Origin of the sequence: Gillisia sp. JM1 (assembly GCF_000424645.1) — a bacterium.
GTDB lineage: Bacteria > Bacteroidota > Bacteroidia > Flavobacteriales > Flavobacteriaceae > Gillisia.
Genome location: NZ_KE384219.1, coordinates 930,088 through 953,686, shown reverse-complemented (window position 1 = coordinate 953,686; position 23,599 = coordinate 930,088). Strand labels below are relative to the sequence as shown.

Annotated in this window: 17 protein-coding genes; 5 read left to right on the top strand and 12 right to left on the bottom strand. The window is 35.7% G+C overall.

Features of this window, described 5'->3' with window-relative positions; translation table 11 throughout:
* The first annotated feature begins 63 nt into the window (after positions 1-63).
* Positions 64-1,722, top strand: a complete 1,659-nt coding sequence (pafA, locus tag H033_RS0118760; RefSeq protein ID WP_026839673.1) for an alkaline phosphatase PafA — start codon at positions 64-66, stop codon at positions 1,720-1,722.
* On the opposite strand, the gene H033_RS0118755 is transcribed toward pafA, so the two are convergent.
* The 4 genes from H033_RS0118755 to gcvP form a co-directional block, all read right to left on the bottom strand.
* Positions 1,719-2,567 (bottom strand): glycosyltransferase, encoded by an 849-nt coding sequence (locus H033_RS0118755; RefSeq protein WP_026839672.1) that lies wholly within the window; start codon positions 2,565-2,567, stop codon positions 1,719-1,721. The two genes, pafA and H033_RS0118755, sit on opposite strands and share 4 nt — an antisense overlap.
* Before the next feature lie 60 nt (positions 2,568-2,627).
* The gene (locus H033_RS0118750; RefSeq protein ID WP_026839671.1) at positions 2,628-3,146 is read right to left on the bottom strand and encodes a methyltransferase domain-containing protein; all 519 of its coding nucleotides are present in this window, start codon (positions 3,144-3,146) and stop codon (positions 2,628-2,630) included.
* Between the two features lies 1 nt (position 3,147).
* The gene (locus H033_RS0118745; RefSeq protein ID WP_026839670.1) at positions 3,148-4,206 is read right to left on the bottom strand and encodes a 3-oxoacyl-ACP synthase III family protein; all 1,059 of its coding nucleotides are present in this window, start codon (positions 4,204-4,206) and stop codon (positions 3,148-3,150) included.
* Positions 4,207-4,399: 193 nt separating this feature from the next.
* The gene (gcvP, locus tag H033_RS0118740; RefSeq protein ID WP_026839669.1) at positions 4,400-7,249 is read right to left on the bottom strand and encodes an aminomethyl-transferring glycine dehydrogenase; all 2,850 of its coding nucleotides are present in this window, start codon (positions 7,247-7,249) and stop codon (positions 4,400-4,402) included.
* Between the two features lie 120 nt (positions 7,250-7,369).
* On the opposite strand from gcvP, the gene H033_RS0118735 reads away from it, so the two are divergent.
* Positions 7,370-8,194, top strand: coding sequence for a hypothetical protein (locus H033_RS0118735; RefSeq protein ID WP_026839668.1), 825 nt, complete (start codon positions 7,370-7,372; stop codon positions 8,192-8,194).
* Here the strand turns inward: H033_RS0118735 and H033_RS0118730 are convergent.
* The 5 genes from H033_RS0118730 to purK form a co-directional block, all read right to left on the bottom strand.
* A complete protein-coding gene (locus H033_RS0118730) occupies positions 8,181-8,438 on the bottom strand; it encodes a hypothetical protein (RefSeq protein WP_026839667.1) in 258 nt (85 codons plus the stop codon). The two genes, H033_RS0118735 and H033_RS0118730, sit on opposite strands and share 14 nt — an antisense overlap.
* 1 nt (position 8,439) lies before the next feature.
* Positions 8,440-8,991, bottom strand: a complete 552-nt coding sequence (locus tag H033_RS0118725; RefSeq protein ID WP_026839666.1) for a sigma-70 family RNA polymerase sigma factor — start codon at positions 8,989-8,991, stop codon at positions 8,440-8,442.
* Between the two features lie 91 nt (positions 8,992-9,082).
* Positions 9,083-11,116, bottom strand: a complete 2,034-nt coding sequence (locus tag H033_RS0118720; protein ID WP_026839665.1) for a M3 family metallopeptidase — start codon at positions 11,114-11,116, stop codon at positions 9,083-9,085.
* A gap of 227 nt (positions 11,117-11,343) precedes the next feature.
* Positions 11,344-11,826, bottom strand: coding sequence for a 5-(carboxyamino)imidazole ribonucleotide mutase (gene purE / locus H033_RS0118715; protein ID WP_026839664.1), 483 nt, complete (start codon positions 11,824-11,826; stop codon positions 11,344-11,346).
* Positions 11,827-11,862: 36 nt separating this feature from the next.
* On the bottom strand, positions 11,863-13,023 hold the full coding sequence (gene purK / locus H033_RS0118710) for a 5-(carboxyamino)imidazole ribonucleotide synthase (RefSeq protein WP_034886455.1): 1,161 nt from the start codon (positions 13,021-13,023) through the stop codon (positions 11,863-11,865).
* Between the two features lie 133 nt (positions 13,024-13,156).
* On the opposite strand from purK, the gene H033_RS21490 reads away from it, so the two are divergent.
* From H033_RS21490 to H033_RS0118695, 3 genes are read left to right on the top strand one after another with little or no spacing between them, the layout of a single operon-like run.
* Positions 13,157-14,263 (top strand): adenylate kinase, encoded by a 1,107-nt coding sequence (locus tag H033_RS21490; protein ID WP_081661915.1) that lies wholly within the window; start codon positions 13,157-13,159, stop codon positions 14,261-14,263.
* 60 nt (positions 14,264-14,323) lie between these two features.
* Complete coding sequence (gene obgE / locus H033_RS0118700; protein ID WP_026839661.1) at positions 14,324-15,331, top strand: GTPase ObgE; 1,008 nt, start codon at positions 14,324-14,326, stop codon at positions 15,329-15,331.
* A 60-nt stretch (positions 15,332-15,391) separates the two neighbouring features.
* Positions 15,392-15,913, top strand: a complete 522-nt coding sequence (locus H033_RS0118695) for a DUF4136 domain-containing protein (RefSeq protein WP_026839660.1) — start codon at positions 15,392-15,394, stop codon at positions 15,911-15,913.
* A gap of 301 nt (positions 15,914-16,214) precedes the next feature.
* On the opposite strand, the gene H033_RS0118690 is transcribed toward H033_RS0118695, so the two are convergent.
* From H033_RS0118690 to H033_RS0118680, 3 genes are read right to left on the bottom strand one after another with little or no spacing between them, the layout of a single operon-like run.
* Entirely contained in the window at positions 16,215-17,834 is a 1,620-nt protein-coding gene (locus H033_RS0118690; RefSeq protein WP_026839659.1) for an OmpA family protein, read from the bottom strand.
* A 13-nt stretch (positions 17,835-17,847) separates the two neighbouring features.
* Entirely contained in the window at positions 17,848-18,789 is a 942-nt protein-coding gene (locus tag H033_RS0118685) for a type IX secretion system membrane protein PorP/SprF (RefSeq protein ID WP_026839658.1), read from the bottom strand.
* 24 nt (positions 18,790-18,813) lie between these two features.
* The gene (locus tag H033_RS0118680; RefSeq protein WP_026839657.1) at positions 18,814-23,484 is read right to left on the bottom strand and encodes a gliding motility-associated C-terminal domain-containing protein; all 4,671 of its coding nucleotides are present in this window, start codon (positions 23,482-23,484) and stop codon (positions 18,814-18,816) included.
* Positions 23,485-23,599: the final 115 nt, after the last annotated feature.

Genomic DNA, 23,599 nt, shown 5'->3' with positions numbered 1-23,599 from the left:
TTAAAGTTTAAAGACTAATTCTTTTAGTATTTTTGAAATAATTACCATCAGTTCATCTAATTTATGAAATATTCCATCACGATTCTTTTAATTTTGGTTCTCTCTTTTACCTCTTTAGCTCAAGTCAAATTAGAAAACTCAATTAATCCCGATAAGCCAAAATTAGTAGTTGGTGTTGTTGTAGACCAGATGAGATATGACTATCTAACTAGGTTTTGGAATAAATATGGGAATGATGGGTTTAAGAGATTAGTTGCCGAGGGTTTCAACCTTAAAAACAATCATTTTAATTATATACCAACCTATACTGCTCCAGGGCATGCTTCAGTTTTTACAGGAACTACTCCGCAAAATCATGGAATTATCAGTAATAGCTGGTATAGTAAATTTGAGGAAAAATATATTTATTGTGTTACAGATGAAAGTGTACAGCCACTAGGAACAATTGCTTCCGCAGGGAAAATGTCTCCTCATAGATTATTGGCTACAACTATTGCAGATGAAAACAGATTGTTTACTCAAATGCGAGGGAAAACAATTGGGATAGCCCTAAAAGATAGAGGAGCAATATTGCCAGCGGGTCATACAGCCAATGCTGCTTATTGGTTTCATGGACAAGAAGAGGGAAAATGGATAAGTAGTACTTTTTATATGGAGGATCTACCAAAATGGGTTAAAAATTTCAATATTTCTGGAACGGCACTTTCTTATATGAAGCCATGGGACGCAATCCAAGATTTAGACACGTATTTGGAAAGCGGCATAGATGAGAACCTTTTTGAAGCTGGATTTAATGGAAAGGAAACGGCTACTTTTCCATACGATTTACAAGCTCTTGGAAAAGAAAACGGGAATTATGACCTTTTGAAAGCTACGCCTTATGGGAATTCCTTAACTACAGATTTTGCAATCGCTGCCATTAAAGGTGAGGAATTAGGTAAAGATGAATATACAGATTTTTTAACGGTAAGTTTTTCCAGTACAGATTATGTAGGCCATAATTTTGGAGTAAATTCCAAAGAAATAGAAGACACTTACCTAAGATTAGATCTCGATTTAGCAAGACTGCTTTCAGAATTAGATAAAAATGTTGGAAAAGGAAACTATACCTTATTTCTTACCGCAGATCACGGTGGGGTAGATGTGCCAACTTATTTAACTTCAGTTAAGATTCCTTCAGGATATTTTGATGATGTTAAATTTGAAGAAGATTTGAATAAGTTTCTAGGTAAAAAGTATAGTAAAGGAGGAATCATAGAATCTGTTTCAAATTATCAGGTTTTTTTTAATTACACTACTTTGGCTCAATCAAACATAGATAGAATATCCCTGGAACAAAGCATTGCTCATTTCATTTTACAATATCCTAAAGTAAATAAGGTGTTTACTAGAACTCAGTTAGAAAGTGGAAGTTTTACTGCTGGAACTGCAGCCTTGGTTCAAAATGGTTACAATCAGAAACGCAGTGGGGATGTAGTTTTTGTGTTAGATCCTGCGGTGATTTCTTATACTACCACAACCGGCTCTACACACGGAAGTGGCTTTTCTTACGACACTCACGCACCTTTAATTTTCTTTGGAAAAGGAATAAAACATGGGAGCACGGCAGCAAGATCTGAAGTAGTAGACATTGCTCCAACGATCTCTGTGCTATTGGGAATTTCATTTCCAAACTCGGCAACAGGAGATCCTTTAGAAGAGGTGTTAGAGAAAAAGAATTAAATTATTTTTCCCAATATTTTTTTCCATCTAAGGTTTCTTGCGAAACGACCTTGTTCTTGAGATAAGAGAAATGGCTGTCTTTGTTTTGAAGCTTTAAAATAACCACTAATATAATCTTGAAATAGGCTGAAGTCTTTTTTTCTAAAGGCTAGCTTCGCAGATGCAATTAAGGTAATTAACAGCCCATATCTAAGTTTGTAAAAAGCCTCACCTTGTTTATACTTAGATTCTTTATTATAGATGCTTCCTGTAGGTTTAAGATGTTTTACCAAAAGACTTTGATTTGTCTTTATTTCCCATCCATGAAATTGAGCTAAGAGCTCATCTGCAGTATCCCATCCCATGGCAGGTTTTAATCCCCCAATATCCTTAAAACAAGCTTTACGATAAGCCTTAAGTGCTCCTCTTATATGGTCTTTATTGGTTAGATTTTCTAAAACCCAATTTTTATCTTTTTGAATACTGCAAAATCCTCCTGCAATTCCAACTTCTGAAGAATTTTTAAAAAGATCAACTACTGTTTCCAGATAGTTATTAGGGAAAATAAGGTCAGCATCAAATTTACATAAGATATCATAATCGTCATCGAGTGTTTTAAGTCCTTGATTAAATGCTTTGACCACTTTGCTTCCCGGAAGGTGGGCTTCCGCTGAGGTAATAGAGAGCAATGAGATAAAAGGAGATTTAACTCTAAATGCTGAAACTATATCTGCTGTGGCATCATTAGATTGATCATCTACAACCACTATTTTTTCTGGTGCGTAGGTCTGGTTTACTAATGACTGTAATGTAGAGCCAATATTTTCAGCTTCATTATGTGCAGGAATTACAATGTAAATCTTCAAAATATAACAGAGTCAATTTAGTAGAATTGAAGGTGAGGATAAATTTTCAGAAAATAAAATTTATCGCTCCGCATATACAGCGTAATATCTCGGGGTCATGGTTCTAAGTAGTGGCCTAATTCCAATTTTTTGTACAGGATTCGTCCATTTTGTCCTTTTCTTGATATTCCATCCGGCTTTTTCCAAGAGCCAGTCGAATTGCCAATCTTCAAATTCATGATAATGTCGATCTCGCATGTCGGTCTTACTTCTGTAGGCATCGGCAAACCAAAGTTTCAAAGGTACTGTGGCAACAAGTTTAGTTGTTTTAAGATCTTTCAATAAATTAAACGGAGATAATAAATGCTCAAATATTTCAAAAGCAGTTACTAAATTGTATTCATTTTCATGATCGACTTGTGGATGAAGATCTAGATCTTCTCCAGTAGTATTGGTAACCTCATACTTTTGAGATTTCATGATAGCAGAAAATGGATTTTCTACACCCAGATCTAAAACCTTTGCAGGAGCTGGGACAGCATTTTCAAGAAATTCTAATGTTTTTTTAAATCGTTTATTCGGAAATGTATTTTCGTACATTCTAGTATTGGTAGACAAGTGCATTAATATTCATTCCTGCTCCAACGCTTGCAAGGATGATAACGTCTCCTTTCTTTAAGTCTTGATTTGGAATGTTTCCTGTAATTACCAAGTCTAAAAGTGTGGGAACGGTTGCTACGCTACTATTTCCAAGTTCATGAATACTCATTGGCATCACATTCTCTGGAGCTTTCATTTTATATTGCTTGTAAAAACGGGCTATAATAGCTTCATCCATTTTTTCATTAGCCTGATGTAAAAACACTTTTTTTACATCTTCAATAGATTTTCCGCTTTCTTCCAAACAAGCTTTCATAGCTTCAGGTACATGTGTTAAAGCAAATTCGTAGATCTTTCTACCATTCATTTTAATATATCTCGTGTCAACTTCTTCTTCATTTCTATTAGATTTTCCGAAGTAGATATGATGCGCATCTTGATATGCATAGGTAGCAGAACTATGAGCAAGGATTCCGCCTGGTTCTTCTGAAGCTTCGAAGATCGCAGCTCCAGAACCATCAGAAAAAATCATAGAATCTCTGTCGTTATTATCTACAACTCTAGAAAGTGCTTCAGCTCCAATAACCAAGCATTTCTTGGCCATCCCACTTTTAATGAAGGCTTGAGCTTGAATTACCCCTTCTATCCAGCCTGGGCAACCAAAAAGCACATCGTAACCAACGCATTTTGGATTTTTTATTCTGAGATTATGTTTTACTCTTGTGGCAAGACTAGGTACAGTATCGCTCTGGACACTTCCAAATCTAACATCCCCATAGTTATGGGCGACGATCAAATAGTCTAATGTTTCGGGATCTATACCGGCATTTTCTATAGCTTTTTGAGCGGCAACAGTTGCCATATCTGAAGTGCTTAGGTCATCTTCAAGATACCTTCTTTCTTCAATTCCGGTAATCGCTTTAAATTTTTCAATAGTTATCTCATTAGCATGAGGAAAACCTGATCCATCTAAATTCAAAAATTCATGTTTCAAAAAGTCTGAATTCTTTCTCTTTAAGTTCGGAATAAAACTTCCTAAACCTGTCATCTTTATGCTCATTGAAACCGAGTGTTTTTTAATTATATCAACTAAAATACTAAAAGCAATTTAAGAAAACCTTAAGGAATTACATAATTTGCTGCATTTTATGGTTTTAGTAAATTTTGCGCCTTTAATTATTAAATCGATAATTATAACGCATTAAAATAAAAATAGCCCAAAGTTTAAATTTAAACTTTGGGCTCAAAAATATTTATGCTTCCATATATTCTTCAATAGGAGCACAGGTACATATAAGATTTCTATCTCCATATGCATCATCTACTCTACGAACTGTAGGCCAAAATTTATTATCTGCAACATACTCCAATGGGAATGCTGCTTGTTCTCTAGAATATGGGAAATCCCAAGTATCTGCGGTAAGCATTGCCATTGTATGTGGTGCGTTCTTTAGGATATTTACTTCATCTTCTGTAGAAGAATCGCTAATTTCTTTACGAATAGAGATCAACGCATCGCAAAATCTATCTAATTCTGCTTTGCTTTCACTTTCTGTAGGTTCAATCATTAAGGTTCCTGCAACAGGAAAAGAAACCGTTGGTGCATGGAAACCATAATCAATTAATCTTTTAGCAATATCTACTACTTCAATTCCATTGTTTTTGAAAGGTCTACAATCCACGATCATCTCGTGAGCCGCACGGCCTCTTTCTCCAGAATATAAAGTTTGATAATGATCTTTTAAACGTGCCTTGATATAGTTAGCATTTAAAATCGCATATTCTGTAGCTTTCTGAAGTCCTTTTCCTCCAAGCATTTTGATATAACCATAGGAGATAAGACATGCTAATGCAGATCCCCAAGGAGCTGAAGAAATAGCAGTAATCGCTTGTTCTCCACCAGTTTTTATCACAGGATTACCCGGTAAAAAAGGAAGTAATTGTTTTGCAACGCATATTGGTCCCACTCCTGGGCCACCACCACCATGTGGAATTGCAAATGTTTTATGAAGGTTCAAATGGCATACATCTGCTCCAATTGCACCAGGATTGGTTAATCCAACCTGTGCATTCATATTTGCACCATCCATATAAACTTGACCTCCGTTATCATGGATCAATTGGGTGATCTCCTTAATAGCCGACTCAAAAACTCCGTGAGTAGATGGATAGGTTACCATTAAAGCAGCTAAATTATCTTTATGTTTTAATGCTTTCTCTTTAAGATCCTCTAGATCTATATTTCCTTCTTTAGTAGACTTGGTTACTACTACTTTCATGCCCGCCATCACTGCAGAAGCAGGATTGGTACCATGTGCAGAAGAAGGGATCAAGCAAATATTTCGTTTTGAATCTCCACGAGATTCATGATAAGCACGAATAACCATTAATCCTGCATATTCTCCTTGAGCTCCAGAATTTGGTTGCAAAGAAGTACCTGCAAAACCTGTAATTTCAGTTAATTGGTCTTCTAATCTTTTTAAAACTATTTGATATCCTTCAGCCTGATCTATAGGTGCAAAAGGATGAATATTCCCCCACTGTGGATTGCTTAAAGGAAGCATTTCAGAAGCTGCATTCAACTTCATAGTACAAGAACCCAATGCGATCATGGAGTGGTTAAGAGAAAGGTCTTTTCGCTCCAATTTCTTGATGTAACGCATCAATTCGGTTTCAGAATGGTAAGAACTAAAAACTTCATTCGTTAAAAATTCTGTTTTTCTATTTACTTCTGAAGTGATAGAAGTCCCATCAACTAACTCTTCTATCTTATCAAATGCCTTATTGGCAATTTCAGCAAAAACGGAAATTATTCTATTGAGATCTTTAATAGTGGTTGTTTCGTTTAATGCGATTACCACTGTTTCTGAATCTGGATAATAGAAATTGATCTTATTATTTTCAGCTAAAACTTTAATAGCTTTAGCATCTGCTTTAATTTGAATTGTATCAAAGTAAGAATCATTAAGTTGTTTGAAACCTAATGTTTCTAATTTTTTATGTAACGTATAGGCTGAAGCATGAACAGTGTTTGCTATATATTCCAATCCTTTTGGGCCATGATATACAGCATACATCCCAGCCATCACTGCAAGTAATACTTGTGCCGTACAAATATTAGAAGTCGCTTTGTCTCGCTTAATATGTTGCTCTCTGGTTTGTAATGCCATTCTTAAGGCTCGGTTACCGTTAAGATCTTTAGTTACACCAATTATTCTTCCAGGGATACTTCTTTTATATTCTTCTCTTGTCGCAAAATATGCCGCATGAGGTCCACCATAACCTAATGGGATTCCAAAACGCTGTGTGGTTCCAACAACTACATCTACTCCAAAATGACCTGGAGATTCTAATTTGATTAAACTTAAAATATCTGCTGCAACCACTACCTTGATCCCTGCATCTTTACATTTAGCAACATAGCTGGAATAATCAAATACCTGTCCAGATTTTCCCGGGTACTGGAGTAATGCTCCGAAGAATTCTGAAGAAAAATCGAATTCTGTGTGATCTCCAATAACCAATTCGATCCCCAAAGGAATAGCTCTGGTTTTTAGTAAGGAGATAGATTGTGGCAATACTTCTTCTGAAACGAAGAATTTTATAACCTTATTTTTTTTCTGATCTTTTTCTCTTACAGCAAATAACAATGCCATTGCTTCTGCAGCAGCTGTGGATTCGTCTAAAAGAGAGGCGTTAGCCAATTCCATTCCTGTTAGATCTGCGATCATAGTCTGGAAATTCAATAAGGCTTCTAATCTTCCTTGAGCAATTTCTGCTTGATAAGGAGTGTAGGCAGTATACCATCCTGGATTTTCCAAAACGTTACGCTGTATCACTGCTGGCATAATGGCTTGGTGATATCCTAAACCAATATAAGATTTGAATACTTTATTTTTTGCAGCCAGTTCTCCAATATGTTCCGCATATTCGTTTTCGCTTAAAGCCTTATCAAGCTTTAAAGGAGATTTTAAACGAATATCATCTGGAATTGTTTCGAAGATAAGCTGGTCTAAAGAGGAGGCGCCAACGGTGGAAAGCATTTCTGAAAGCTCACTTTCCTTGGGACCGATATGTCTAAGTGCAAAAGAATCTGTTCTCATCAAAATTTAGTTGTGTTTTGTGCTGCAAAATTACAATTTTAAACGTAAATTTTTACAATTTAGCTACTTAGACTTGTTAAGATTTTATAACCTATTTTTGACACGAAAAGCAGGCAATAAATGAACTTGAAATCTGTACTCAATTTTTATATTAGTAGTAGTATTCATGTGGCTTTGTCGGTAGTGAGTCTGGCTATTATAACGATGCTTGATTTTGAAATCTTATTAGATTTTAACTTATGTTTATTCATATTCTTTGGTGCCATTACGGGTTACAATATTGTAAAGTATGTCGGAATTGCTGGATTGCATCATTTAAGTTTGACTAAAAACCTTAGGCTCATCCAGGTTTTCTCATTCTTTATCTTCCTAGCCTTACTATATATTTTGTTTCAATTATCGTGGCATGTTATTGTTTTTTCTGCTGTAATGGGATTATTTACCTTGCTTTATATTCTTCCATTTTTTGGAGGCGGAAGAAATTTAAGAGCCTTAGCCGGACTAAAGATTTATGTGATTGCATTTGTCTGGAGTGGCGTAACAGTTTTGTTGCCCTTAATTGGGAAAATTGAACTGACGCAATGGGATGTACTTCTTGAATTTACTCAAAGATTTCTCTTCGTTTTTGCATTAACTCTTCCTTTTGAAATTAGAGATCTTAAGTTCGATATGGCTAATTTGAGAACAGTGGCGCAGATTTTTGGAGTGCGTAATTCTAAAATTATTGGAGTTCTAACTTTATTAACTATTCTTCTTCTGGAGTTTATAAAAGTAGCGTCCGATATAAGAAGTGTGATTTCGTTAATCCTAATTATTGTCCTTCTGAGTAATCTAATAATTAATTCCAGAATAAGACAAACTAAATATTACTCTTCACTTTGGGTGGAGGGAGTGCCCATTTTGTGGTGTTTATTGCTTTTAGGAATGCATTTTATATATCTTTAAGCTCTTTTTTAATTCCCTCTTGCCATACTTTTTTCTCATCTTCTGTACAGGTTTTAATATCAGATTGTTCTATCAATTCTGTAAGACGATTATTATTTGAAGAGTATTTTCTACATCTCTTGCAAAGAATAAGATGCAATAGCATTTTTAATTTTTCGGGACCAGAAGCTTCATTGTATTGCTTTTTATCACAGCAATAAGCAGCTTCTGAGCAATCTATTAAAAGTGTTTTTTTGTAATTCATATTAAAACCAGTTTTTTTCTAAACATTGAGCTAAGGTTGTTCGTGCTCTATGTATTATAACCCAGAGATTAGACGGGGTAATATTAAACTCATTACAAATAGCTTCAGTATCAAAACCATCTATAGTTTTCATTTTAAAAATCTTGGCCTGTTTTTCGGTTAATTGATCCATACATTCTAAGATGGCAATTCCTAATTCTTCGTTCTCTATTAAATCCTCAGCCGTCTTATCAAATCTGTCGGGGGCGTTTTCTTCTAACCAATCTCCTTCATTAGAATCATCGTTATACTGGATTTTTATCTCAGCCTTTCCTTTCTTAGAATTTCCTTTTCTATAATGATCTATGATCTTTCTTTTTAAAATAGAGATCAACCAAGTGCGTTCGGTAGCCTCGCCTTTAAAATTTTTCATAGATTTTAAGCCCGCCAAAAAAGTTTCAGAAATAAGATCATGGGCTACCTCCCGATCATTCACTCTAACAATCGTAAAATTGAAGAGATAATCGGAGTATTTATCTACCCATTTATTTGGATCTATTTTGTTTTCGGACATAGGTGAATAGCATTATTTCTTCAAAATTAAGAAAAGTTTGACACCAAACTATTAATTGAAAGATAAGATATATCTAGGTTAATATAGATTTTTATTGCTTTTCTAATAATCCAGCCCTTTTAAGCAAAGCGTCTGGTTGCGGTTCTTTTCCTCTAAAACGTTTGTACAAGGTCATTGGTTCTTCTGTTCCTCCTAATGAAAGTACAGTTTCTTGAAACTTTTTGGCTACTTCTGGATTAAATATTCCTTTTTCTTTAAAATACTCAAAGGCATCGGCATCTAGTACTTCTGCCCATTTATAGGAATAATATCCAGATGAATATCCTCCTTGAAAAATATGAGAGAATGAAGTGCTCATACAGTTCTCTTTCACATCTGGATAAAGCTTCGTAGGTGCAAAGGCTTCATCTTCATGTTCCTTTATACTAGTGATTTCTGAAGGATCCACTGCATGGTAGCTCATGTCTAACATTCCAAAGCTTATTTGACGTAAAGTTGCCATTCCTTCATGGAAATTGGAGGCTTTCTTGATTTTATCTATTAATTCCTGCGGAATAATTTCTCCAGTTTCATAATGTTTGGCAAAAAGTTGAAGCGCTTCCGGTTCGTAACACCAATTCTCAAGCACCTGGCTAGGTAGTTCTACAAAATCCCAGTAAACGCTTGTTCCAGAAAGACTAGGATATGTGGTGTTAGCTAACATACCGTGTAATGCATGCCCAAATTCGTGGAAAAGTGTGGTCACCTCATTAAAGGTTAATAAGGAAGGTGTTTTTTTAGTTGGCTTGGTGAAATTGCAAACTATAGAAATATGAGGTCTGCTATTTTTGTCATCTATTATTTCTTGAGATTTATAAACAGTCATCCAGGCACCATCCCTTTTTCCTGCTCTTGGATGGAAGTCGGCATAGAATAACGCAACCTCTTTTCCTTCACTATCGGTAACTTGGTATGTCTTTACATCTTCGTGATATACGTCTATGTTTTTTACTTCAGTAAAAGTTAAGTTGTAGAGTTTTTTAGCAACCGTAAACACTCCGTCAATCACATTATTAAGCTGAAAATAGGGCTTTAATATTTCGTCATCCAGATCGAATAATTTCTGTTTCAATTTTTCCTGAAAATACGCAGCATCCCATTTTTGAAGCTGATCTATTCCTTCCAGATCTTTAGCAAAACTTTCAAGTTTGGTGAATTCTTTTTTCGCGGCTGGTCTAGCTTTTTCCAGTAGCTCCTCCAAAAACGTATTCACAGTTTCTGGTTTTTTTGCCATTCGTTCTTCTAAAACAAAGTCGGCATGAGATTTATAGCCTAATAATTTTGCGCGTTCAAATCTAAGTTTAACGATTTGAAGCACATTATCTTGGTTATCCAACTCATCATTATGAAAGCTTTTTGCGCCAAAAGCTAGGGCCATGGTTTTCCGAAGCGTTCTGTTTTTTGCATATTTCATAAAAGGGATGTAGCTAGGATATTCCAAAGTGAAGATCCAGCCGTCCTTATTTTTCGAGTTTGCGACTTCGCTAGCAGATTCTTTAACATGATCTGGAAGGCCATCAAGATCAGCTTCATTGGTTATATGAAGTTCGAACTTATTGGCTTCGGCTAGTACATTTTCTCCAAATTTAAGGCTGAGAGAAGAGAGCTTCTTATCAATTTCTCTCAATTTAGTTTTGTCTTCCAAATTCAGATTTGCTCCATTTCTGGAAAATGCTTTATATTTTTTATCAAGCAACATCATTTGCTCACCATTTAAGCCTAGACTTTCCTTTTTGTTGAAAATTGCTTTTACTCTTCCAAAAAGGTTTTCATCTAGAATGATGTCATTTTTGAATTCTGTAAGAAGAGGTGAGACTTCCTGAGCAATCTTTTGAATCTCATCATTGGTTTCGGCCGAATTCAGATTAAAAAAGATACTCGTAATTCTATCCAATTTTTTACCTGAAAACTCCAATGTCTCAACTGTATTCTTAAAAGTAGGAGTAGAAGTGGAGTCTGAAATTTCTTTTATTTCACTTTTAGCTAATTCTATAGCCTCTAATATAGCAGGCTTAAAATGTTCGGTTTTTATTTTTGAGAAGGGAGCAAAATCAAATTCTTGAAGAAGCGGATTATGAGTATTCATTATAAATGTTCTTTAAGTGTATAATAAAATAGTATAGCGTAACAATTAATTTGTAATGTTTAATCTTTTGTTAAAAATTATGTAACTTACATTCTTGAAATTATGTTTTATGTTAATATAGTAAGTAGTCTTTATAGTTTGGAATAATATATTTAGAATGGTTAATAAATGATAATTTTTTACGAAGAAGTACTACAGAGAAAGCCACATTTTATGTGGCTTTCTTGCTATTTTATAGTTTTTGCTCCTTCTATAACTTTTTGTTTTAAGCCTTCCTTATATACCAATATTTTATCCAACATGCATTTGTCTGAGCTGCCTAAAATTTGAGCAGCTAGAATTCCAGCATTTTTCGCACCATTTAAGGCTACTGTCGCAACAGGAACCCCTCCGGGCATTTGTAATATAGATAAAACTGAATCCCAGCCATCTATGGAGTTACTCGATTTTACCGGTACACCAATAACCGGAAGCGGAGATAACGAAGCGACCATTCCTGGTAAATGCGCTGCGCCACCGGCACCGGCAATGATTACTTTTATTCCACGAGTGTGAGCATTTTTGCTGAATTCAAATAATTTCTCTGGGGTGCGATGTGCAGAAACTATATCTACTTCCACCTCTATATCGAAACCTTTTAAAATATCAATGGCTTCTTGCATTACAGGCATGTCACTAGTACTTCCCATAATTACTGCTACTTTACTCATTATTTATGTTTTAATAGTGTCAATCTAAATTGATATTTAGTTTTTACTAATTACTTTTAAGGTTTTTTTAACCTCTTCGGCAATAGTTCTAGCTTTCTTAATGTCTTTGTTTACAATGGTAACATGACCCATTTTCCTAAAAGGCCGAGTTTCTTTTTTGCCATAAATATGCGGAGTTACTCCCGGTATTTTCAGGATTTGCTCCATATTTTTATAAATTGGAGGGCCCGTATAATTTTCTTCTCCAGATAAATTTACCATTATTCCTGCAACTTTGCTTTCTGTATTTCCTAATGGCAGATCCAATATTGCTCTTAAATGTTGCTCGAACTGGTTTGTGTAACTAGCTTCAATACTATAATGACCACTATTATGTGGTCTAGGTGCAACTTCATTTACAACTAATTCATCATCTTGAGTTAAGAACATTTCAACAGCTAATAAACCAACATGTTTAAACGTATCCGAAACCTTTTCTGCTAGCTGTCTGGCTTTTACTGAAATTGATTCTTCTATTCTCGCAGGGCATATTACATATTCTACCTGATTTGCAACTGGGTGAAATTCCATTTCTACAACAGGGTAGGAGATTACTTCGCCTGAAGGATTACGAGCTACAATAACCGCCAACTCATTTTTAAACGGAATTAATTTTTCAGCCAAACATTTTCCTTCAGGGATTTGATCTAGATCTTTTTTAGATTTCACGATCATTACACCTTTTCCATCATAGCCTCCGGTAGCACTTTTCCAAACAAATGGCAATGAAACTCGGTTTTCATCAAAAGCTTTTAGTAACTCTAGCCTGGAATTAAAGGCCGAAAAAGAAGCAGTTGCAATATCATTATCTATATAAAATTGCTTTTGAACAACCTTGTCGCTGATTTTCTCTAAAGTACTGGAAGAAGGAAATACTTTAATGCCTTCCTTTTCTAGTTGCTTTAAAGCCTCAACATTAACTGACTCTATCTCGAAAGTTACTAGGTCTGCTTTTCTACCAAAATCAAGAACAGCATCATAATCCATTAAGTCTCCTTGGATAAAAATATTGGCTGAAATTTTGCAAGGAGCCTCTTCACTTGGATCCATCACAATTGTTTGAATATCAAGTTTTCTGGTCTCATAAAGAAGCATTTTCCCGAGTTGTCCACCACCTAAAATACCTAATTTAAAATCTGAAGAAAAATAATTGATCATAGTGATTCCGATATTTAAACAAAAATAATTTTTTAAGATGGAATAGTCCAAGTATTGTAACACAAATGCATTTATTTATTAAGGGGATAGGATGATAAGAATCCCTATCTTTGCTGCTTTAAAATTTATAATAGTGATCCAGTTACACGATCTTAAGTTCGAGCCTTTTATTTCTGAAGAAAAAATTACCACAGCAATAGATGCAATGGCTGCGCAAATCAACCAAGATTTTGAGGGTAAAACTCCAGTTTTTTTGGCTGTTTTAAATGGAGCTTTTATGGTTGCTTCAGAAATTATTAAGCGTTTTGAAGGTGATTGTGAAGTTGCGTTTGTAAAGCTAGAATCTTATAAGGGCTTAGGAACTACAGGAAAAGTAGAAACCTTGGTTGGATTAAATCTCTCTTTAGAAAACAGACATGTTATCATAATTGAAGATATCGTGGATACAGGGATCACTTTGGCCGCCATTTATAAAATCATGGAAAAGGAAAATGTTGCAGATGTTCGCATTGCATCTTTATTCTTTAAGCCAGAAGCATATCAGAAAAATTTCAAAATAAATTATATAGGAATACAAATCCCCAACGATTTTATTGTGGGATACGGATTAGATTATGATGGTCTTGGCCGAAATCTAACTCAAGTCTATAAACTTAAAAAAGAGAACATGACAAATTTGGTGTTATTTGGACCTCCGGGTGCAGGGAAAGGAACCCAAGCAAACTTTTTAAAGGAAAAGTATAATTTAATACATATCTCAACTGGAGATGTGTTTAGATATAATATTAAAAATGAAACAGAGCTTGGACTTCACGCTAAATCCTTTATGGATAAGGGGCAATTAGTCCCAGATGATGTTACTATTAAGATGTTGGATGCAGAAGTAGATAAAAACCCGGAAGCTAACGGATTTATTTTTGATGGTTTTCCAAGAACTGTTGCCCAGGCAGAAGCTCTTGCCGAGTTAATGAAGGAGAAGAATACGGAAGTTTCGGCAATGATCGCTTTAGAGGTAGATGATGAGGTTCTAGTGGAACGCTTATTAGAAAGAGGAAAAACGTCTGGGAGAAGGGATGATGCAGATGAAACTGTTATAAGAAATAGAATTCATATCTATTATGAAGAAACTGCTATTCTAAAACAATTTTATCTTAAAGAAGATAAATATTTTGGAGTAGATGGAGTAGGATCTATTTCAGAAATCACAGAAAGAATTAGTAAAGTAATTGATTCTTTATAAATAAAATCACAGTTAAGAATTACCACAACCGATTGTAAGATCGCAGAAAAATAGAAGATAATGACAGAAGGGAATTTTGTAGATTACGTAAAGATCCATGTTGCTTCCGGAAAAGGAGGACAAGGATCTGCGCATTTACGTCGGGAAAAATATATTACAAAAGGTGGACCAGACGGTGGTGATGGTGGTCGTGGAGGACATATTATCCTAAAAGGTAATAAGAGCCTTTGGACACTTTTTCATCTTAAATTTAAAAGGCATGCAAGGGCAGAACATGGATCTCATGGATCTAAACAGCGAAGTTCTGGTGCAGATGGAGCAGATCAATATATAGAAGTTCCATTGGGGACTGTTGTTAGAGATACAGAGACAGAAGAGATCTTATTCGAGATCACCGATGATGAGGAAGAGCGTATTGTAGCGCAGGGTGGTAAAGGAGGTTTAGGTAACTGGAATTTTAAATCTTCCACTAATCAAACTCCAAGATATGCACAGCCTGGAATAGATGGGCAGGAAGTAGATGTTACTTTAGAATTGAAAATTTTGGCAGATGTAGGATTGGTTGGTTTTCCAAATGCAGGAAAATCTACTTTGTTATCTGTAATTACTGCTGCGAAACCAAAAATCGCCGATTACGAATTTACTACTCTAAAGCCAAATCTGGGAATTGTAGATTATAGAGAGTTTAAAACTTTTGTGGTTGCTGATATTCCTGGAATTATTGAAGGTGCTGCGGAAGGTAAAGGAATTGGACATAGATTTTTACGACATATAGAACGTAACTCTACCTTGTTATTTTTAGTTCCAGCAGATGCGCCAGATATTATCAAACAATATGAGATCCTTTTGGATGAGCTTAGAAGGTATAATCCTGAAATGTTGGATAAGGATCGTCTAATTGCCATTTCTAAAAGTGATATGTTAGATGAAGAATTAAAAGCCGAATTGAAATTGATTTTAGATAAAGGCCTTAATTCACCATACCTCTTTATTTCCTCGGTAGCACAGCAAGGTTTAATGGAACTCAAAGATAAACTTTGGGAAATGCTGAATACCGAAGCTTCTTAAATTTATTACTGAAACTTCTCATGGGATGATTTTTGCTTAACTTTAAGTAAAAATAATCCCATGAAAAATTTTAAATATCTTCTTTTAGTACTCATAGTCACTTCTTGTAATGCTCCCAGAGCAACCTATGACTATGATCAGAATATGGAATTTAATTCCATTACTACCTATCAAATCTATCCAGATCTAAAATCTAATCTAAGTCAGTTAGACGAACAGCGAATGTTGACTGTACTAGATTCAGAAATGAGTAAAATCGGATTTTCTTCTTCAGAAGCATCAGATGTTTATTTGAACTTCTATTCAACTTCTTATGAAGAACCTAGCAGAAATAATATTGGAATTGGAGTAGGAGGTACTGGCAGAAATGTTGGAGTAGGTGTTTCTGGCGGAATTCCGTTAGGAGGTGCTAATACTTATTTAAGAGTAACCTTCGATTTCATTGATGTGAAGACAGATTCTTTAATTTGGCAAGCGGTTGTAGAATCTCCATTTGATAGAGATGGCTCTCCAGAAGAGCGGGAAAATCAACTTAGGGCAATGGTGCAAAAGGCATTGAAAGGATATCCGCCTAATAAATAAAACCTACTAAAATAGTTAAAATCAGTAATGTTCAGTTAAAGACAAATGACCGCTTCGCTGCAAGCAACAATACTTGAGACTTGATATCAACTAACTGAAAAACACCATAAATTACAACATTATTTTATCGACAACTTATTTAAACAATAATGTTTCGATCGCAGGTTCAAAAACAAAAAGTATGAGCTGAACTATTGTAAATATTGTTCTCATAAAAAATCTGAAAAGTTTTAATCAAATTTAATAAAATAAAAAAGCCCCAATTTCTTGGGGCTTTTTCTTGGTTAGTTAGTTACAACTTTTAGTTCATGATCGTGAACTCACTACGTCTATTCTTAGCATATTGCGCATTAGTACATCCGGTTGGTTTAGTACAATCATTTAATGGCATAGATTCACCGTAACCTTTAGAGGTTAAACGATCTCTTTCAATACCATGACTTACTAAGTATTCTAAAGTAGAAGCAGCACGTCTTTCAGAAAGAGCCATGTTATAGCTATCTGTTCCTCTAGCATCTGCATGAGACCCTACTTCAATATTTAATGTTGGGTATTTCGTCATTATACTAACAACTTTATCTAAAGTAACTTCAGATTCTTTCTTGATGGTAGCTTTATCAAAGTCGAAGTAAATGTTTCCAACGTCTTTTAGTTGTTGTCTTCCAGTTTCGGTATTGGTTTCTCTTTCGTCAATTTCAACAACAGGAGGCGTATAATCCTCTCTTAAGAAATTGTAAAGATTATCTGTACCTCTTCTGTTAGATGCAAACCATCCTGTGTCTTCTCCTTCTTTTACAACGTATGCAAAATCATCGAATCCACTGTTGATAGTAGTCCCTAAGTTCTTAGTTTCAGAAAAATCACCTTCAGACTTGTAGATATCTAAGTTACCAAAACCTTGATGTCCATCTGAAGAGAAATAAAGTACACCTTCTTCACTAATAAAAGGAAACTGTTCTCTATGAGCAGTGTTCACTCCAGCTCCTAAATTTTGTGGAGTTCCAAAAGATCCATCTTCGTTAACATCTACCATGTAGATATCGAAAGATCCATTAGTTCCAGGCATATCACTTGCAAAATATAACTTCTTGCCATCTGCACTTAAGCTTGGGTGCTCTACAGAATAAGAATCGCTAGAGAAAGGAAGTTTTTCGATATTACTCCATGTTCCATCTACCATTTTAGCACTGTAAAGGCTAATATGAGCAATTTTATCGTCTTCTACTTTTACTCTCTTATCGTTGGTTCTGTCAAAATACATTGTCATTCCGTCTTTGCTAAAAGTAGCAGAGCTTTCGTGAGAGTCTGTATTGATGTCTCCAGGGAAAAGTACAATCTCGCTTAATTGACCTTCATCATCTGTTGTAGCAGTGTACAAATCTAATGTTGGTTTTTTGTTCCAAGGATATAAAGGACGTTCTGCATTTCTTGTAGAAGCAAAAGTCACTTTATCATCTCCATAAAAAGAGATTCCAAAATCTGCAGAAGCAGCATTGTTCATCACTTGGTTAGAAGTAAATACATGAGATACTGTAGTGTCTAGTTCTTTTCTGAATTTTTCGAAATCAACTGTTTTTCCGTAGAACTCAGAGAAATACTTGTCTCCTTCTTTAAAATTTCCAACTGCCATAGAAGCATGTGCATATCTGAATTTGTATTCAGGAGCAACTGCTTCACCAAACTTAAGGAACAAGTCCTTGTATACCTCAGATGCATTTTGCATTTGGTTGGTATAAAAGTAAGAGTCTGCAAGATTTTGAAGAACTTCTTGATCTTTGTTATTTACATTCTCATATGCATCAGTAGCATCCATAAATGCTCGCTGGGCAAAAAATCTATCGGCCTTTTTGATCTCAGAACTTTGGGAAAATCCTGAGAAACTAATAACCGCTATTAATATAAAACTGTATAATTTTTTCATGTTGTTTCTGGTTTTAGAAGAATCTAGGTGATTTATCATATCCTTTAGACAATCCGAATAGGTCTAGATCGAATAACACAAGGAATTCGTGGGTTCCGTCGTTGTAGTCTCCAAGGTTTGAAGTTGTTCTGTCGTATGCATACCCAACTTTAATTTGTGGAGTAACAGCGAAGTTCACAAGACCAGTGATAGCATCACCGAATCTGTATCCTAACCCAGCTTCTAATCTATTAAACATTAATACGTTTGCAGTAATATCTACAGATAATGGAGCTCCTTGTACGCCTCTAGCCATGAACGCAGGCTTTAATTTGAAGTCTTCGTTGATATCGAAAACATATCCACCAGTTACAAAATAGTGAATGTTCTCTTCTCCAAGAGTTCTTAAACCTTGTTCGTTTTCTAAATGCTTAGAGGTAAGAAGATTTGGTGCAGAAAGACCAACATAGTATTTCTCTCCAAAAAAGTAAGCTCCAACTCCAACTACTGGAAATACTTCGTTAATATTCTCACGAAAAGCTGGATCATCTAATTGGTTCAATGTCAATCCTGAAATATTAGCATCAAAAGTGGTTAAACCACCTTTAATACCTAAGGACAATTTATTGGTTTCGTCTAAAGGTAGTACGTATGCAAAATCTGCAGTAATGTTATTTTCCTTTACCCAGTCGCCAATTTCATCGTGGACAATAGATATACCAAGTTCTACTCGTTCACTCACAGGAGTGTGGGCAAAGAAATTGGCGGTGCTTGGAGCACCGTCAATTCCTACCCATTGAGATCTATATATACCACCCATTTTTAACATTCCCGGATCATCGGTAGCGTAAGCAGGGTTTAATACACTCATGTTATACATGTATTGAGTGTATAGGGGGTCTTGCTGAGACATTCCTTCAAATGAGATAAGGATAATGCCTGTGAAAATTAAGAATTTTGTTATATGATTTTTCATTTCTTTCTAATGTTTATCCTTTAGTTATATACTTAAGTATAATTTTCCTTGCACCGGAGTTGTTTGTCCGTCGTTGTAATTCAGGATATAGAAGTATACACCTACTGGTAAAACGTCATTTCCTAATGTCCCTGATTGGTTTGAGATACCATCCCAATCTGGAGTGCTTGCATTTCCTTCGAATACAACATTACCCCATCTATTAAATATTTCGATAGTGTAGTTAGGGAAAAGGGTAGCAATATCTGGAATTACAAATTGGTCGTTTTTCCCATCATTATTTGGAGAGAAACCTTCAGGAATTCCACAGAATTCAACTTTTGCAACAACCGCAAGTCTCTCTGAACTTTCACAACCTGTAGTTCCATTTACAGAAGCTCCATAATAAGTAACTCCATTTTGAAGAGCAGTTGTAGCTGAAATGGCTGAACCACCTGTAGATGAAGGGTATACTAGAACTCCGGAACCACTAAAGTTGTTAATTAAGTCTTGAACAGTAGGATTATCACTTCTGCAAAATTCATCACCTTCCATAGAAAGCGCTGGAGCAGCAGGATCTGTAATTGTTACAACTATTTCAGTAGCGTCAGATGAACAGGTATCAGTATCATTGTTAGATACAGCATAGTAGCTCATTCCGCTTACTAATGCAGTTGTAGCATCAGCAACATCTGTTAAGTCGGCATTGGTATAGATAACAATATTATCTCCTGTTACAACGATATCTCCAACTGTTGGATTATCGATAAGGCAGAAAGATTGACTTGCTTCAGCTGTTGGAGCATCGGCAGGGTCTGTTACTGTTATAATAAACGTTGAACTAGCTTCACCAGTTACACAGGCCTCTATATCATCTTCATTAACCGTATAAGTAATAGTGTAACCATCATCATTTGGTCCAACAGAAGGGTCAAACATTGTTCCTTCTGCATTTACTCCAACACCTGAGAAAGTTCCGCCAAGAGATGCTCCAGATTCAGTTAAGTACATTGATAGTAGAACTGAATCATCACTAGAACATACTGTTTGATCAGCAATGTCGCCTGCATTTGCAGGAAGTGGATCATTTACTGTTATAATAAACGTTGAACTAGCTTCACCAGTAACACATGCATTTTCATCATCTTCATTAACTGTATAAGTAATGGTGTATCCATCAGTATTTGGTCCAACAGAAGGGTCAAACATTGTTCCCTCTGCATTTACTCCAATACCAAAGAATGTTCCTCCAAGAGTTGCTCCAGATCCAGTTAAGAATCCTGATAACATGATAGAATTCTCACTAGAACATACTGTTTGATCAGCAATATCACCTGCATTTGCAGGAAGTGGATCTGTAATATTAATAGTTACAAAAGTGGTATCATCTGGACAAACTGAATTATCGCTGGAAACTCTGTAGGTATATCGTCTTGCAACATCTACAGAAGGATCAAAGATAGTAGTTCCACTTGCTAAGGCTGGAGTAAATGTTCCACCAGCATCTGCCATTCCTAAGATAGACTCGTTTAATAATGGTATTATATCAAAAGCTTCTTCATTAGAACATACAGTAATAATTGTTGTAGATCCAGCGTTTGGAGAATCATCAATAATTACACTTACTCTACCTCTTGAAGTACAAGTTGCATCTGGATTTCCAGCAAAATAATCACCATTTGCTAAAACAGCTGTTGCTGCTAAGGCATCTGTTGAGGTTGCTGTTGAATACCATGTTGCATTTGCAGGCATAAGATCTCTTACTTGAGGTCTTCTAGGGTTATTGCCGTTGGAATCTGAAATAGACTCACAGAATTCCTGAGTAGTATCAGCAACTTCGGGACAAACTACAACCTCATTTGTAATTGTAACTATCAAATCAGAAGAGTCAATACATCCATTAGATGAAGTTACAGTATAAGTAAAGGTGTAATCGTCAGAAGTATAATTTGATGGGTCTAGGTCTCCATTTGCATTTCCTGGAGAAAAAGTTCCTCCAGCGTCTGGATTACCTTGAATAAAAGCAAATAAATTCACTGGTTCTTGCTCTGTACTCAAAGTAACACTACTGTCGTCTCCTGCATTTGGACCTTGAATAACATTGATTGTATAAGTCGCTGCATCTGTACCACTCACACAAGTTATACTATTATCTACTGTGTAGGTAATAATTGTATTTTCTCCAATAGTTGCAGTAGAAGGGTCAAACTGACCATTTGTAAGACCTGAGAATGTACCTCCTGGAAATGCATCTGCTGCTAACCTGTCATTCAAGTTTTGAATTCCATCAGTTGAACAGAATGTTAAAGAAACATTTTGCCCTGCATTAGCGACTATAGGATCTGTAATATTTATAGTTACAAATGCAGTGTCATCAGCACAACCTGAGTTCTGACTAGCAACACGATAAGTATATCTTCTAGCTACATCAACGGCTGGATCAAAAAGATCAGTTCCGCTGGCTAATGCTGGAGTTATTGAACCCCCTGCATCAGCTGCACCTAAGATAGATGGATTCATTCTGCTTGCAATATTAAAAGGAGCTTCAGAAGAACATACATTTAAAATGGTGGTAGAACCCGCGTTAGGAGCATCATCTATATTAACTAAAACAGGCATTCTAGCATCACAAGTTCCACTGGTGTTTCCAGCAAAGTAAGTATTACCGTTTATTAAAATAGTATTTCCTGGAATTGGTGTCTCAGAATCTGCGGTAGCATACCATGTTGCATCTTGAGGTGAAAGCTCTAAAACTCGAGGTCTTCTTGGGTTGTTCCCATCAGCATCACTTATAGATTCACAAAATGATTGAGTACTTTCTGTAACATCAGGACACCCTTCATCTAATAAAATGGTAACATTAATATCAGCTGAATCTGTACATCCATTGTCTGTGGTAACGGTGTATGTATAAGTTCCTGAACTTGCAGTTGAAGGGTCAAAATCACCATTGGCATCTCCTGGAGAAAATGTTCCATTTGCATCTGGCGTATCTGAACTATTGTCTACTAACACGTCATATAAATTAAAAGATGGATCAGTAGAATTTACTTCAATACTTGTATCGTCTCCTGCATAAGGAGATTCATTTACTAACAAACCTATGTTTGAAGTATCTGTACAATTTCCGTTATCTACACTGTAAACAGCAGAAGCGTTGAATGGAAATGCATTATTATCAACTGCATTAAAGTATGCCAATGCAATTGACTGTAAATCAGAAGTACTAAAACTTCCATTCAAATCTGCGTTTGTTATTCTTTGTGCTAACAAGGCTTGAGCAGCAACAGGATCTGTAAGTGCTAAGTTGATGATAGTTTCAATCTCATCCTGACAAAACTCTAAAGTTTGGTCTGGCCCAGCGTTTGGTGCTTGCTGAACTTCTACAGATATCACTGAAATGTCTGTTGGACAATTGGAATTACCAAGAATAGTATATCTAAAGGTGTATGTTCCAGCGGCATAATCTTCAGGAATGAATGTGTTGTTCCCAGAAGTTAGCGCAGGTGTGAAAAAACCTGTCGTTTGAGGTGGTCCTAATTGTGAATCTCTAATTCTACTCACTAAGTCGAAAGGAGCTTCATTCGTACAAGTTGCAGTCTGGGTAGTACTCCCTGCGTTTGGAGTGTCAAAGAAGTTGACAGTAATTCTATCTTGAGTACAATCATCTCCAGTATTTCTATTGAAATAATCTTCTCCTTGAACTAATTCTGTAGAAGGATCTAATGGGTCTGCAGAATTAGATTCAGCATAAAAAGTTCCACCTTGAGGATCTAAATCCTGAACTTGTGGTTTTCTAAAATTATTACCTGTTCCAACAGATTCACAGAAACTTTGAGTAGTTTCATTTAAGGTAGCAGGATCAATGTTTACTGTTACCGGAGTCCTAGTCTGACTTTCACAAGGTGGAAAAGGATCATTTCTATCATTAATAATTTGGGTAGCATAATATGTTTGCCCATTAATTAATATGGTACTGTCAGGAAGTGGTTGAAAAGAAGTATTTGTTCTATACCATCTGATAGCTTGTGTGTCTGGGGAAGTTCCTTGAGCTTCTAGATCAGCAACTGTTGCTCCTTCACAAAATGTTTGTGGAGAATCTGCTGTAGGAGGTGGAGTTGCTTTTGGCTCATATCCAACTGCAACCCGTAAAGAAGGACAATTTGAAGCTGAACTATTATCTTGACTTGGACTAACCTGCCCTACAAAATAACTTTCATTAGGCGTTAAAGGCCCTGTAGCTATTGCATTCCCGAATTCTTCGGAATAGACTTGAATACTATAATTTGTTATAGGTGTAAAATATGTTGCAAGTTCTTCTGCCGTAAAAGTATTAGAACATGGACTTATAGTAAAACTGTTTTCATCAGGGAACAAAGTATTGTTGGGATAAGGAGCAGCATTTACGGTTACGCTAATCGCAACTCTAGTAGTACATGTGCTAGACTGGTTACCAGCAAAATAGGTGGTATTGTCTAATAATTCACTATCTGGAATTGGTTGAGTATCGGTCGTTGAATCCGCAGTTGAGAAAATTGCATTTCCATCAGTATCAATATCACCAACAGTTTGTAAAAAACAAAATGTCTGATCTGAAGGTGTGTTACCTGCAGTAGGGCAGTTAGTTTGCCCGTAAGTGGGCGAACTTCCAATTAGTAAAATAAGGCCGAAAAGGAGCATAGCATACCTTTTCTTCCCTAATGTAAAATTTTGCATAGGCTAGGTGTTAAGTTTAACATTAAAATATTTAGTTAATAAATGGCCGCATAAGGCAAAGCAAATATTGCAAATATTTTCAACAATATGGTTGTTTTTGAGCAATAATTTAACG